The organism is uncultured Tateyamaria sp. (assembly GCF_947494755.1).
Lineage (GTDB): Bacteria > Pseudomonadota > Alphaproteobacteria > Rhodobacterales > Rhodobacteraceae > Tateyamaria.
On record NZ_CANLVZ010000010.1, the window covers coordinates 1 to 14,339 of the forward strand.

A 14,339-nucleotide genomic window follows, 5' to 3' on the forward strand; every position below is an offset into this window, starting at 1 on the left:
CCAGGCACTGTACCGTATCGAAAAAGACCTGCGCGGCATGTCTGCCGACCAACGGCTCGCTGCACGACAGGACCGCTCAAAACCCATCATCGACGCCTTCGAGCTCTGGCTCGCCCAGAACCGCGCCCGCATCTCGGCCAAATCCCCAACCGGAGAGGCCCTGAAATACATCGCCAAATACTGGGACAGGTTGAGCCTGTTCCTCGACGACGGTCGCATCGAACTCGACAACAACCCCGTCGAGCGGACGATCCGCCCCATCGCCCTCAACCGCAAGAACGCGCTCTTCGCAGGACACGATGCCGGCGCACAAAACTGGGCCGTCATCGCGTCACTGATCGAGACCTGCAAACTCAACGGGATCGAGCCTCACGGCTATTTATCCGACGTCCTGATAGCCATCGCAGACGGGCACAAACAGACCGATATCAACCAGCTGCTGCCCTGGAACTACATCAAACCGGTGTGAACCGCGCACCGCTTACGTTGAACGTCGCGCGGTGGCGATTGGAATATTTCCATAGTTTTTCGACAGCACAGCTTCGAGGTGGCGTCGGTAATCGGGTGGCATCCTCTCGCCCACAACGACCTCTTTGATAGCTTCGACAGGGTATTTGCGCAGGATCGGCAATTCGTCCTCACGGTCAGACTGCACCAACAAACGTCTTTCGCGCTCGTAGCTCCATTCGGCTGGCTTGGTGCCGAAGGCGTGCCGCCAGATATCATGCATCATTCTGACTGCTTCAGCGCCGGATTCCTCATACATGGGGATGTCTGCACGCCTCTCTTCCATACCTTGATATTCAATCATCACTTTTGTTTCTTCTATTGCGGTGTGACTATACCAATCTTGATCCCACGCTATTCCGTAGACCATGCTGTCTACTACGGGCGGCGCATCAACATAGGCGACATCGAGCAGATATCCCTTGGGCTCGGCATTAGCGATCAGGTCCTCGTCGAATACAATGCAAAATCCGCGAAGACCATCAGCGTAGTGAGACCACATCAGCAAGTTGTCTTGCTCGGAGCCGAAACAAGCAATACGCATTCCTACCCGCATCGCGACAAACGGAGGCGCATAGTGCTGGCACTCATCAAAGTACTCTTCCACATTTTCGGAGAAAATATCGTCAGCCATCAGGTCTTCGACTGAGTTAGCATGAAATCCCCAAGCTTTCGCGGCAGCTAGGAATCTTTCCGGTTCAACCTTTGGATCGGGAATGCCCTCGTAGATGTTGCTCCAAAATTCGAATGGATCATTGTAGGCCGAGTGGTGCTGACAAAAAATCATCCCGTTTTCCAGATTCTGGAGAGTGTACTCGGTTGGACCACTGAACTTGTGCAGCCTTCTGTTCGCGTCAGGTCGCATCAGCGCTCACGCCAGATGAAAAGCCTTCATCCTGAAGTTTCTTGAGTGCACCCATCGCAATCGCACACTGCTTGTCTGACGGCATCTTGCTCGGGAACGCTGCGCAGGTTTCGAGGACGCCATTTTCTCGTGGAGACAGAAGCCCACGTTCACGTGCCCAGTTGCGCGCTTCTGCCCAGAACGCCGCGCCTAGCCTGTGCACTTCGAGTTCCGCCTCTACACTGTCTTCGACAGCCTTGTCCGCCCGTGCCTCACGAGCTCGATCATTGGCAAGTTCCTCAGAGATCAATACGCGGTCAAGGCCGTCAGGATAGCTCAGGGACCGTTCTTCCAGCCACTTCCAGCAAGCCTGCTTCTTGGCCCATTCGCTGAAGTTCCGCACACCTTCAGGGGGATTTGTAATCACATCCTGGGCTTCAGCAGCGGCTACCAAAAGCGCCGATTTCAGATCGGGTGAAACATCCTGATACCGCCAGACTGCGTCGAGGTCGACCTGCATGTCCCGCTCGCGCGCGTCGTGAACAAGCTTGGCAATGGCATATGTCACGATGTTGGCGCGGTATCCTCCTTCATACCATTCCGCACCTGAGACCAGCTTTTCAGTTGCCCGGAATATGATAGTTTTTGCGATCATGCGCCTGAACCAGAGCTCATCGAACGCCGCTCCTTCGGAACCCCATCGCTTGCCGATGTGCTTGGCGAACTCAGCGAAGTTCTTCTGTGCGCCCAAGCTCACGACGTGTGGCAAGCAGACCCACGTATTCTCAAACTTCGCGAGATCAGTTTTTGTCAGAAACTGGGAGCGAGGGAACTCGGCTTGGAACTTCCTGCTTTCAGCGGTTTGTCGTCCAGCGCTTTTTCTCCGTCCAATTTCGTCTGCATATTGCCCCCTCGCGCGCTCATAAAACCATTTGGTGTCCCGATACCCGTCTTCTCCCCGTGCCAGTACCTTGCGGGACAGCTCTTCGGTTCGAATGTGGAAGGGGTGGTTAGCGAAGAAATCGGCTGCGTTTACCTTGTTCTGGCTGTTCGCGTATTCCGAGATGCGCGGAACCACGAGTTCGGATTTTTCGCGCGGCACAATGGTCAGCTTCATCTGGACATGTACCTGCTCAAGTTCTTCTGCAGAAGCCCGTCTCGCCGCGTGCAACGAAGCTGTAGTTTGACCGCCATTTACAATCTGCAGGTTGTCTGCTCGGACCAACTGCAAACCCTGATCCGATTGCTCCACCTCGATCGCATCAGCAGTTGCGCTCAGGCCATTGTTGTAGGAGAAAAACATATGTGGCTCATCGCGGATCGTATCGCGAATGCCCTTGTTTACTTTGTTGCGCGCCTGCAAAAAGCTTCGGACATTGGCTTCGAGGAGACGCGGTCCCCATTTGTCATATATAGCGGCCAGTTGTTTCCCGGGAATAACTGCCAAATAGCTCTCAAGCGCGGTGTCACCTCCCGATGCCGCGAGGAGCGGGATGCCGCTCCCGAAGTCTTCTGCGAAATCGATAACAAGGTTGGCCCGTGCCTGCCCCTGCTCCATGTACTGTCTAAGGCGCTTTAGATCCCAAACACTCAAGGTTACCGGCTTGCCATCGACATCTGTCACCTTGGCTGCGTCGGCCTGAGTCCTTGAGTCTGCATTCGAAACGATGATCAGCTTGATCTTTTCGACGTCTTTCCATGTGGTGGCAATCAAATCGGCGACGCCAAAAGCGGAACTTGTTTCTTCGAGCTGCTCTCTGAAATCACGCTTCAAGCTTGCCTTTAGAAAGCGATGAAGCGTGTTCAGCAGGACTTGAAGCCGGTCCTTGTAGATCAGCCGGACTTCATCCGCGATCGAGAAGTCACAGAGAATTAGGCTAAGCACTCCGTCTCCGTCCCGCGGATCACCACCATAGCCGTCAATCCGTGCGGGATTACCAGAAACACTTCCGTCGAAATATGCGCGATGTGCCCCATCCAACTCACCGGCTTCGGTGAGCAGCTCGCCAACCTTTTCAAAGAATGCCTCCACTGTTACGAGACCAAGAACGTCTGCGTCGCCCTGGATATCGGCTATTAATTCGTGGTGAAAACCTTCGAGTTCACTCATGAACAAGACCCTCTCGGATCAGGTCAACCAAAGCGTCTTCGAGTTTGAACGGCTCACACGAATCCAGAGCTATCGAATATCGGACGTTCTCCACACCCGGTGCAAGCGGCGCAGATATCCGGGGGAATCCATCAAGCACTTCGTAGTCGGTCGTTGCGCCAAGAAGCCACCGGCGCTCATCGTAGCCGTTCTCCGGGTCATATCCGGTCGAATAAAGCGCCTCTTCCCACGCTTCGAAAGCTGCGCCGCCATCTTCGAACATCTCTGACGTTATGCGCACATGATCGTGCAGACTCTGACCTTCTGGCAGGACAGCTGAGGAAACGTTTACCACACGCAAACACAATCGGCTGCCTTCTACATCTGCCAATTGGTCTTCTGAAGAAATGGCGACAAAAGGCTTTGCGGCTACCCGCCTCGCCTTCACTTCGACGCAGCTTCCGATCAACTCGAAATCCTTCGCCGAGCCGGTCGGGCCGGTCCAAGCCTCGATTGCAGTCTCTGGTCCAAACGCCGATACAAGCTCCCGAAGAAACGCCAGCTCGCCGACCAGTCCCCGCTGCTCTTCAACGGACAACCCATTGGTCTTGCCACCGCGCAAAAGGTGATACCAGCGTCGCGTCCGCTGAAGTGCTCGGGCGAGCGCTTCGTCTCGGTCCGCACCTGCTTCTCCAGCTTCGACCACATCCCGGCAAAGGGTCTCGAAGATCTCGACCTGACTTCTTTCCTTGAGGCCGAGGACGAATGCCGATCCGTCCGATACAGGACGGAAGCTCGCAACAAGGTTCTTCAATTTCGGCAGACGCGGTATCGGTTGCGGCACGCTTGGAAATTTCAACATCAGACCGGGCATGCCTGCTTCCAACAGCACCCAGAAAAAATCAAAACCACCCGCGACATTGACCCGCTTTGCTTCGTCTGGGTTGAGTCGTTCCCATGGATCACGAGGTTTCAAGAGGTGCCTCCTGATCTTCGTCATCGTCTTCTTCGCCGAACAGTTCCCGATAACGCACCGTATTCACTACGTACTCGACGCGTTCGGCTGCGCGAGAAGAAACTGGAAGGCTTATGCCCCACGCCACAACGGGATCAGCAGGGATTAGGTCGACATGCTTGCCATCTTCCTTGCCATCTGGGGCCTTGGCCTTGACGAAATGGAGGATGAAAAGACCTTGATTTCTTTCTCGACGATAGATCGAGTCCGGATAGTTCACGCGATCACCGACCGTCTTCCCGTTTTCTTCCCGATACCGCGACTCGGCTGCCTCAGCTCTTTCCGGGTCTACACCTGCCTTCTCGATCCCCCGAGACGCAACACGCATTCGCTTACCACTGAAAGACATAAATCCATGTTGCAGGTCTTGCAGGTCTACATATCGCGTCGCGGGCACGATCGGCACACCCAACGTTTCGTTCGATTTGCCTTTAGTGAGGCTGGGTATCAATACGTCCCAAGTTTTCAGCTCGTCCGCACTTCGGGCATCGATGTATTTTCTGACCGGGTCTGGGTCAGTCGTCGCGCTCTGCTCGGCGTTTCGCCACACGGCAAGAAACTCGTCTATGATTTGGACTGGTACGCTGCAATACAACGCTCCCCAAGGCGATCGCTGCTCCTCAACGCCCGCACTCTGGAGCTTCAAAAGGAAAGACTTGGCCGCAGCAATATTCGCGGAAAGATCGCCTGATCTGGTGCTCACTCTCGATGTCTCGACGAATTTGTTGGAGAGTCCGATCAGCGTCGTGACTTTTGTTCCCGACCCCATCTTGTTGCGTGCTGTGACGAGCAACGAAGCTGGATGACTTCGTACCGCCAGACCGAAATCCCTAGGAGTTGCTGTAGGCACAACCGCCATATCGTGAATTTCTGAGTGCAATTCTTCAGTCGCGTTCGCGATGTATGCATACCATCCAATAGCTTCGGCTGGCATCCAAATACGACAAAGATCTTCGTATCCGGTCCGATACCCGAACCAACGCCCCATCTGCATGAGGGTATCGTACATCTTCGTGTTGCGTAAGAACCAGGTTACCGTCAGCCCCTCAAGTGTTAACCCGCGCGATAGAGAGAAACCGCCAACGGCAATGAATTTTCTGCCCGCTTTGCCACGAACTTCATCTGGATACTCCAAAACATCCTTCGACTTGTAGTTCACCAGCACGACCTGTGCAGCAGCGATGGCTTCATGCAGCGCAGCCTGAATCTCATCCCATGAGGAATGAGCCTCTCGGAATTCGCTTTCCCATACTTGCTTTAAAGCTGCAATTTCTGGGTCTGCCACTCCCTTGTTGCCAGTTGAACCGTTGACCCTGACCGAGTTCTGAATCTTTTGAAGCACTTCGTGCAGCCGGTTCCGCAGCTGTAATTGAATGGGGTTCCGAAAGCTGGCGTTCACCAACATTGAGCAGTGTTTGTGCTCTTGGTTTCTTAGCGTACGAATTGCTGCAGTCAGTACGAAGGCGCGAACCGCTTTCACCAACGACTCCGGAAGCGCTTCTACTTCAAAGTCTTGTGGGTGTTTGACGGGAAGCAAGTCTTCATTGTCGTCGATATACCTCAACCATGTTGGATCCTCATCATCGGGCAAGCCTTCGACAAAGACTTTTCTGCCGCCGAAATAATTCGTTGGAGCGTCGAGGCCGATGATAAAGTCCTTAGGAAACAAGTCTTCCGCCAGCATCTCATCGTCTTGATCAGGATCGATAAAGATATTCGCGAAAGGAGTTGCCGTGTATCCGACATAGCAACTCCGGTGGAACGTGTTCAAAAGCTCGCGGATCAGCCGATTTGTGGTTGTGACCTCTTCCTTGTTGTACTTGGTATTGATCGAAGCGTTGTCAGCCTCATCATCAATGAGCAGCATTGGTTGATCGATCATTTCACGGTCGCCGCGAGCGCTATTGTCCTTTAGCCATTGGAGCAGGTTGCGGAGCGTATTCGACTGTTTCTTGATGACTAGGACGACAGGAACCTTGTAGGAGTCGATCTCGCTGGTATTGGTAGAAGCAGTAGCCTTATTGAAGTCCCGCAGTGTGTTGGTAAGGCTGACCGGTGTGTTGTTCGGGTCGAAATGACCAACTCCGATGATATGTTTTGCCCCGCCTTTCTTGGCTTCGTGGGACTTTCCGGTATCGCGACCGATGAAGCCCTCGTCAATCCTGGCTTGAGTCTGGTTTCGAAGGTTGTTGTGAATACCGGCTATAACGATAATCAGCCTGTAGCCTGCATCTGCCGCTTTGCAGATGAGGCCCGTGTAGTTCGCCGTCTTTCCGCTTTGGACGTGCCCAACCACCATGCCTCGCCGGTCCCACGGCACATGCTTCTCAGGGTTGCCAAGTCGACTGAGGATCTTGTCGGTAACTGTGTCCGTAGAAATCACCACGTCTTTTGGCAGGCCGTTTTGCAGGAGCAATTTCTGGTAGCGATCCCAGTAGTAGGGTTTGATCGACGGCTTTGCGTCATCCAACCAAGGTTCGAAATCCTCGCTATCGACCACTGCACCAAGTCCAGCCTTTATCCCTTGCTTGTGCTCGATCTCGCGCGCAATTTGCTCGATCTCTTCTTCATCAAGACCCGGCGGAACTAAAGCAGCGACACCTCGGATCATATTGCGAAGTTCGTCTTCGGTCTTGCGCGCTTGGTTGAACAGACCGCTTTCGACCATGTTTTTTACTGTCTCAATTGCTTCACTCATGAAGTACGTGTCCTCAAGAATTTTTCGAGAATAGGTCCAGCGGCTTCCCACCGAACTCGCAAGAATGGGTTGGTCTGGAGTGTGTCCGAAAGAGCCTCGGACGGCACACCATTTTCCATCAATGTCACTGAGAGGGAGTAAACCACTTGCTCGAGGTCGTTTGCCGAAGTTTCGTCAGCAGCGACCGCTTCCGCGTTTCCGACAAGTTCAGCGTGCAGTGTCTCGATCGGCAGGCCTGAACCAACTAGGCGCAAGCAGCGCTCAAAGCCCTCTCGCAGGTCTTCCGGCAGCTGCTCGTCATAGGTTCGAAAGACGGGGTGTTCTAGGTTGGGGCGAAAGACTATTTGCCCATCCTTTTGCACACGATTCCAGATCGGGAAACGCGTTTCATCGACCAGTTTCTGGCCGCGTTTTCTGTAAGTGCGTTTGGACGTACCAACAAAGCGTTCAACCACTTTTTTCAATCGCTCACGTACCAACGGTGGTAGCTGAGCTGACGCCTTCTTCACGTCGATCTTCCACTCCGCGTCCATCGTGTTCGGGATATCGACAGCGATGCGGCAAAGCTTGGTGAGCTCAGTCTGACGTGCGAGACCCAGCCATCCGCCCGCGATGATAAGACGCTTCTCCCTATAAACGTAGAGCCCTTGCGACTTCAGATGCCCTTCAGGACCACCGATTTCTTCCCACTCTTCGCGGCTCATGCGTTTGTGATGCGGGAGGGTGTGGCATCTGATCAGGACGTCGCCCTGTCGAAGCCGGAGAACCTCCTCAGGGTCTCTTTGAGTTGCAGAATGTGATGAGGCCATTGGGTCAATCGGCTTCAAGCGCCGACCATTCAGGCTCAATGTTAAGCTGGGATTGGTCCCTTCAATAAAGCGATGAAAGACCAAACATAAATGCCTTTCTGCTTGAGACAGTTCGGAATTTATATGTTCGGCTCGCTTGACAAGGTCATGGGTGTAGCCGCCGTTCAAACGATCTAGGTTCTCCCAAATTACGACTGTTCCTGTTTCAGGCAACAATTCCCGCCCAAGCAGCGACGAAGTATCGTCGATTAGCTCCAAACTCCAATCGTTTCTCTTCGAAATCCTATCAAGGTTCCATCGAGCGCAAGCGATTGAACCGTTTTTTCGTGTCAGAACGGTGAGGCTTCGGCACTGTGAAAAGCTCGCGCTCTTAAGTCCTAGGCCAAAACGACCCAAATCCTCTGCGCTTCGTTCATGTGTCGGATTCTTGGAACCCAAACGCATGGCCTCAATGAGTTCGACTTCCGTCATCCCAGTGCCATCATCAGCTATGGCGATCCATGGTTCGTCAGAAGCGGTTTCAGCAGTAAGGCTGACGTCCTTCGCTTTGGCGGTGATTGCATTGTCTACGATATCGGCCAAAGCCGTCTCGAGACTGTATCCGAAGTCTCTATGCCCTTCGATTAGGGAGGCGGCATAAGGGGATGCATCGACCTTCCGAATTGAAAAGCTCATTGGCACGACAACAATTTAACAATCCCAATTCAACAATATTTCAAGCCAGTTGATACTTCTAGCGCTCATTCTTCAAGCAAGTTTCTAAGGTTTCTCATTGCAAGGAATAATGTCATTGCAGAGACTAGAACGAACGGAACGAGTAACCCGGAGATCGCAACCGCACTTACAGCAAATCCAGAAAGTAGGTTGAAAGCTTGGATTTGTTCGCCGATCGCGAGACTGATAAAGCCGCTCAAGTATATCGAGCTGCAGATCAAGAGAAAAATAAGAAGTTGTTCCAGTGGTTTCTCAAACTTTGTGAACGCGTGCTCCAAGGTAGCCCTGCGGATCAGTTTCCATTTCTTGCTTGGTTCTTGCATTTGCCTACTCCCTTACGAGTTCGATCCAAGTGTGAACGTCATCATCCGTTACTTCCCGCCCCTCGATCCGCGACTGGTACCACCGCGCGACGATGGCCCCACGTTTTTCGCTTTTGATTTTGATGCCAGCACTTTCTAGGTACTGATCGAGTGAGGTTTCGATCCTTTTCAAAGCCTCAAAATCGTGACCGACACGGATCGACCGTGTGCCTAGCAGCAACCAAGCAACATCGACTTCGTATCGCCCGTGCATCTTGATCAGCGCCTCGACTGGAATGCCGCGTTTACCCTTCTCATAGCTGTGATAGGCCCGATGTGAGACGCCGATCGCCTCTGCCATCGCAGCCTGTGAAACGCCTATTTCGCTGCGTGAGATGGCCAGGCGGGCACCCACTTCTGCGAACATGTCAGCATCATTTTGCGTCATTCTGACTTCCCAATTGACGAAAGCGCAATTTTGTATAAACATCGCACAAAATGACGCATAATTCCGTTTGAATCCATCTGAGCACGTCAGAAGGTACCAAACAAGCGATTCCATGCGTACGCACGTTTCAACTCAGGTGGACAAGGATGACTGAAATGGCAGAGACCGACAAATCAGACAGCTCGCAAATCCTGGGGCTTGGCAAGACACCAGCCCAATGGGTCGAGGTTATGTCCGGCATGGGGATCGATATTTCAGAGCGAACGCTGCGCGAACGGGCCAACGACACAGGGGCGTTCTACCGCCTTGGGCGGACCATGCTGATCACGCCCGCGCAGATCGACAAGATTTTTGAAGGAGGCCAGGCATGCCGCTCCAATTCTACAAGAGGGGCCGCTTCTACTGGGCTAAGGGCTGGGTCGAGTACAACGGCAGGCCAATCGCAGGCCCATACCGGAGAAGCACTAAGGCATCTACAGAAGCGGGTGCACGGGACTGGATAAACCGCGAGACCGAGCTTCAGATACGTCGCCATGTTGTTGGTGACGAACCGAGCAAAACGTTCTCGGATGCGATCATGCTCTACAATGCCTCCCCCAAGGCAGCGAAGCAGTTGATCCCGATTGTTGAAGAGATTGGCGACATGCCTTTGGGTGCGATCTCTGGTGCGCTTCTGAAGGGCCTTGGCCCCAAACTTAAACCAAATGCATCGACCGACACTTGGTGGCGCGAGATCGTGACGCCAGCGAGTGCGGTCATCAACAACGCGCACGAGCTGGAAGGCACGCCTCTGATCCGGGTGAAGCCGTACGACAAGTTTGAGCGGATCGCTCAGGACAATCGCCGGGGGAAGCTCAGCCGGGTTGAACGCAAGCCGGCCGACAAGGAATGGATTGAAGCGTTTTGCCGAGCTGCCGATCCCTACAACGCCGCTTTGGTCCGGTTCATGTTCGAGACGGCGGCGCGGATCGATCAGGCTGTCTCAATTGAGCCTGACGATCTGCGGCCCGCCGAGAACAAAGTCAGAGTCAAAGCACAGAAGGGTCATCCCGAAGGCTGGATCACTGTTTCGCCTCAGATGATGGACGAGCTCCTAGCATTGCCACCAAAGCGTCCCAAGAACCGCAAGACCGGCAAGTTCATGAAGCCGCGTGTTTTCGGCTACGGAAGTTCGACGGGGTACAACACGCGATGGAAGACGATCTGTAAGAGCGCAGACATCCCGTACCTCTCTGCCCACCCCGCAGGACGGCACGGGTTCTTCACGGAACTGGTCGTGCGCCAAGGTGTTGATCCGGTCACGGCAGCAAAGGCCGGGCGCTGGTCTGACCCCAATTTACCCATGCGCATCTATGCCCATGCGGAGACGGACGAGGCCGATGTCAGGGCTCGTTTTCGTACAAACCACGTACAGCCAGACACTGTACAAACCACCAAGAGAAAGAAATCAAAGAAGGAATAGCGCTATGAACGGTTCCCTCCTAAGGGGCAGGTTGCAGGTTCGAATCCTGCCGGGGTCGCCAAAACTATCGGGATGAATAGCTTATTGATCCATGCTTGAGAAAAGCCATCCGAAGGATAGGGGTCAAATCTTCTTCTTTGCCTTAGGGTAGACGCAGCGATTTTCGCGCTCTTTGCAATCATCGCCACAGTACAAACATGGCAAGGGCGATTGTCGCGCCCTAAATCCCATTGATGACCTCGCAGGCCGTCTGCCGAGACCGCCCAAACCTAGAGAGCACCTTTTCTGATGACGCCGGGCGTCACCCCTATCACTTTGCCGAACGCATCCGTCATGTGACTTTGCGAACTAAAACCGCAATCATGCGCGATCAGGGCGATAGGATCGTCCGACTGGTTCAGCTTGCGTCGGGCCCGCGCGACACGGCGTTCGATGATATATTTGTGCGGGCTGCGCCCCATGTAGCGGCGAAACAGGCGTGCAAAGTGGTACGGGCTCACACCAGCGATCGAGGCTAGGCTGTCGAGACTGAGAGGATCGGCCAAATTGGCTTCGATGTGATCCAAGACGGGCTGAATTCGGGGTGATGCTGAATCGACAGGCAGGCGCGGGCGGCTGTGGAGTGCGAACCGCAATGCGACACCCATGATAAAGAGCCGGGCCACCGCGTCGAGTTGTAGCGTGTCCGGCAGGGCTATGTCCGCGCTCCACACACCTGCCAAGGTCTGGGCGATGCCGACAAGAACCGGGTCCTCTTCATGACAAATTGCCCGCATCACGTCTGGATCAAGAGATGACTTGGGAACCCCCAACAGATGAGAGAGCGCGTCTCGTAAACGATCTGTTTCGAAACACATCTGGACGCTCCACCCCGACCGAGACGCAGAAATTTCGTATTCTTGGCCAGCGGGCAAGAATACGATAGTCGATGGAGGGGCCGAAGTGCCGGCCTCTGGCCGTACCGAGATCTCGTAGCGCGCAACCGACCGGCCAAGGTAGATATCCAGAAACTGCACACCTTCGGGGACAGTGATGTGTTGCGCCCCTGGCTTGCGCACAATGATGGTATATCCTTCGCCTGCATGGCGAAATCCGGTCTGTTGTGTGTGATCACGTTCACGCATTTTGAGCGCCAATATTGTTGTCCATGATCCGTTAACTAGAGGGTTTTGGCATCCCGATATTCTAGTCGATCCGTGTTTTTCGAAAAGTTGGTAGGTGCCTGAACCCGACCGCACGCGATCCAAATGATTCAGCAAGACAGCGGAATAACGCATCGCCCGACTCACGCTAGCTTGAAGACATACCCGGCAGTCACCACTCACTCGCACTGGACCCAGGTTCATGCGCCAACACTAGGAGACCACCATGTCCTTTGATCACCTGAAGATGCGTGGCATCGCCCATGACATAAAAGGACTGATGACGCGCGCCGGCCTTGCCGCCGAGCTTTTGGGCCAGCACAAGGACGAGCATGTCCAGCGACAGGCTGACCGCATCACCCGCGCCATTCAGCGTGTGAATGCGATCTGCCGTTCGGAGTTACAGCCTTCGACCGACCCTGCCTTGCCGCGTCTTCACAACTGTGACGACACGCGGCAGTTGTTGGACAACATCGTTGATTTCACGCGGGACAGTCAGAAAAATTCCGGGGTGGCGATTGACTTCAAAGTGTCGGTTGCCCCACTTGTGATCTTTACGGTGGACGGGTTGGCGCTGTTTCGGGTGCTTCTGGATCTGTCGACCAATGCGGCGCGCACGATTGCGGAATATGGCGGCTCGCAAGTCTGCATTGATGCTGTCGCCGAACCGGGCTTTGTCGTGTTTCGCCTGTCCACCGATGGTCCGCAAATGTCTCAGCGGTTCATGAACTACCTTTACCCCTGCGCCGACCCTGCGGCTGAGGGGGAGGCCCATGTCAGTACGACCCTTTTGACAGCCTCTACCGTTATTCGCCAGTTGGGTGGCGAGATGAAACTGGATACGCCCGCAAGCGGTCAGAATGCGCTGCTGGTCCGGGTTCCGGTGGAACCGCCTGCGCTTCCGCAACCAGCTGGGTCCGCAACGCGGAAAGATGCGACAACGCCGACCTTGCAATCGGCGTAACACGTTTTCGAAAAGCTGCCTGACCTGCCAGTTTCTCCCCGTGCTGGCCATCAGGACTCCCGACAGGCAGCGATAGAGGTGAGCAATGTCCCAAGGCTCACCTCACTCCCGTCCTGTTCGGATGCGTCTGCCCCGGCGCATCCGAGCGGGGCATACCATTGCGGACGAGGCGCCCGGTGCATGATGGACGGAAGGATCAGACTATGAGCTTGAAACTGAGTTCCCTCAAACTCAACCTGGGCGAGGTCAGCGAAAGCGATGCCTCGTCACGCGCACATGGCTGTCCACCAGAACAGCACCCAAACGCAGCGGACTTCGCAGCAGCCGAACGATGCCTCAGCGATGATGTCAGCGGCCTTGATTTCAAACCCATGCGCCATTTGCGAGGGGCCGACTGCCTTGCCGAGATATTGACCGAAATCGATGTCACGATCGCCCGGACCCGACGGGCGGCCAGACAGTCCTATTCGCTGCACCTCCAGATCCTGGATGATATCGATTTTGATTGCTCGCAGCCCTTTCTTGTGGAGGTTTTGTGGCAACTCGTGACAAACGCCGTCATGGCCTCGGTGCGGGCCGGATGGCGGAGTGTGGATGTCTTTGCCACGCAACACAAAGACAAGCTGTACGTTCAGGTCGCGGATCAGGGCAACGGGCTGCCTGCGCATGTGATCGAGTGGTTCCAACAGAAGGACGCGCGCGTGACGATGTACTCTGATCACACCGGTGCGGGACTTGTCTCGGCCGCAAAGTTGATTGAATGGGCCGGTGGGCAACTCACGCTGGTCAGTACCGGCGAAAAAGGCACTCGGATTGGCTTTTCCTTGCCGCTCTTGACCGACCCGCGGCGCGAGCCGAATGCGACATCGCCATGAAACAACGAGCCGCTCTTTGTGATGCACTGTGCCATGTCTTGGGCAATACCTGCCGTATGGCGCGTACAACCAAAAGCTATGAATGGAACGTAGAAGGGCCGGGGGCAGAAGTGGCCCGGCAGTGTTTCCGAGAGCAGGCCCGCGAACTGGACGATATAATCGACCCGATTGCGAAACAGGTATTGAGTCTTGGGTTACGGCCCGTTCTCGATTATTCGGATGGAGTGGTTTTGATCAATCCACCCACGGCCCACGACATTCCCGAGCTGTCCAATATGGTCAGCACCCTGCGTCGAGGGCACAAACAGGCCGCCTTGTCGGTCAGTGCAGCGCTTGATGTTGCCCGCGACGCAGATGAAATGCCCGCTGTGGGCTTCCTAGGGGCTATGATCACAGTCCATCGTCTGCACCGGCACCGACTCTCGCTGCTGATTCTTGAAAATCGATAATTCTGCGCAAGAATTCGAAAT

General features: G+C 54.6%; 14 protein-coding genes. 6 read left to right on the forward strand and 8 right to left on the reverse strand.

The window, feature by feature from the left end:
* Positions 1–469 (forward strand): transposase (locus tag Q0908_RS13050; protein WP_299285016.1); only part of this gene is annotated, 469 nt, incomplete at its 5' end.
* A 12-nt stretch (positions 470–481) separates the two neighbouring features.
* On the opposite strand, the gene Q0908_RS13055 is transcribed toward Q0908_RS13050, so the two are convergent.
* From Q0908_RS13055 to Q0908_RS13085, 7 genes are all read right to left on the reverse strand, one after another.
* Positions 482–1,372 carry a DUF2971 domain-containing protein gene (locus Q0908_RS13055; RefSeq protein ID WP_299285019.1) on the reverse strand — a complete coding sequence of 297 codons (891 nt, stop codon included), beginning with the start codon at positions 1,370–1,372 and terminating at the stop codon, positions 482–484.
* The gene (locus Q0908_RS13060) at positions 1,362–3,461 is read right to left on the reverse strand and encodes an AIPR family protein (protein WP_299285022.1); all 2,100 of its coding nucleotides are present in this window, start codon (positions 3,459–3,461) and stop codon (positions 1,362–1,364) included. Before Q0908_RS13060 ends, Q0908_RS13055 begins: the two co-directional genes overlap by 11 nt.
* Complete coding sequence (locus tag Q0908_RS13065; RefSeq protein ID WP_299285025.1) at positions 3,454–4,416, reverse strand: PD-(D/E)XK motif protein; 963 nt, start codon at positions 4,414–4,416, stop codon at positions 3,454–3,456. The genes Q0908_RS13060 and Q0908_RS13065 overlap by 8 nt, the downstream gene beginning before the upstream one ends.
* On the reverse strand, positions 4,403–7,153 hold the full coding sequence (locus Q0908_RS13070; RefSeq protein WP_299285028.1) for a Z1 domain-containing protein: 2,751 nt from the start codon (positions 7,151–7,153) through the stop codon (positions 4,403–4,405). The genes Q0908_RS13065 and Q0908_RS13070 overlap by 14 nt, the downstream gene beginning before the upstream one ends.
* Positions 7,150–8,637, reverse strand: a complete 1,488-nt coding sequence (locus Q0908_RS13075; RefSeq protein ID WP_299285031.1) for an ATP-binding protein — start codon at positions 8,635–8,637, stop codon at positions 7,150–7,152. Before Q0908_RS13075 ends, Q0908_RS13070 begins: the two co-directional genes overlap by 4 nt.
* 65 nt (positions 8,638–8,702) lie before the next feature.
* A complete protein-coding gene (locus Q0908_RS13080; RefSeq protein ID WP_299285032.1) occupies positions 8,703–8,999 on the reverse strand; it encodes a hypothetical protein in 297 nt (98 codons plus the stop codon).
* Between the two features lie 4 nt (positions 9,000–9,003).
* The gene (locus Q0908_RS13085) at positions 9,004–9,426 is read right to left on the reverse strand and encodes a helix-turn-helix transcriptional regulator (RefSeq protein WP_299285033.1); all 423 of its coding nucleotides are present in this window, start codon (positions 9,424–9,426) and stop codon (positions 9,004–9,006) included.
* Between the two features lie 155 nt (positions 9,427–9,581).
* Between Q0908_RS13085 and Q0908_RS13090 the strand changes: the two genes are divergently transcribed.
* Entirely contained in the window at positions 9,582–9,929 is a 348-nt protein-coding gene (locus Q0908_RS13090) for a hypothetical protein (protein ID WP_299285035.1), read from the forward strand.
* A 74-nt stretch (positions 9,930–10,003) separates the two neighbouring features.
* Positions 10,004–10,888 carry a tyrosine-type recombinase/integrase gene (locus Q0908_RS13095; protein WP_299285038.1) on the forward strand — a complete coding sequence of 295 codons (885 nt, stop codon included), beginning with the start codon at positions 10,004–10,006 and terminating at the stop codon, positions 10,886–10,888.
* Positions 10,889–11,157: 269 nt separating this feature from the next.
* On the opposite strand, the gene Q0908_RS13100 is transcribed toward Q0908_RS13095, so the two are convergent.
* Complete coding sequence (locus Q0908_RS13100) at positions 11,158–12,165, reverse strand: AraC family transcriptional regulator (protein ID WP_299285041.1); 1,008 nt, start codon at positions 12,163–12,165, stop codon at positions 11,158–11,160.
* A gap of 91 nt (positions 12,166–12,256) precedes the next feature.
* Here Q0908_RS13100 and Q0908_RS13105 point away from each other — a divergent pair, with 91 nt between their 5' ends.
* The 3 genes from Q0908_RS13105 (at position 12,257) to Q0908_RS13115 (ending at position 14,318) form a co-directional block, all read left to right on the forward strand.
* On the forward strand, positions 12,257–12,994 hold the full coding sequence (locus Q0908_RS13105; protein WP_299285044.1) for a hypothetical protein: 738 nt from the start codon (positions 12,257–12,259) through the stop codon (positions 12,992–12,994).
* A gap of 203 nt (positions 12,995–13,197) precedes the next feature.
* Positions 13,198–13,869 carry an ATP-binding protein gene (locus Q0908_RS13110; protein ID WP_299285047.1) on the forward strand — a complete coding sequence of 224 codons (672 nt, stop codon included), beginning with the start codon at positions 13,198–13,200 and terminating at the stop codon, positions 13,867–13,869.
* Complete coding sequence (locus Q0908_RS13115) at positions 13,866–14,318, forward strand: ferritin-like domain-containing protein (protein ID WP_299285050.1); 453 nt, start codon at positions 13,866–13,868, stop codon at positions 14,316–14,318. The genes Q0908_RS13110 and Q0908_RS13115 overlap by 4 nt, the downstream gene beginning before the upstream one ends.
* Positions 14,319–14,339 lie beyond the last annotated feature (21 nt).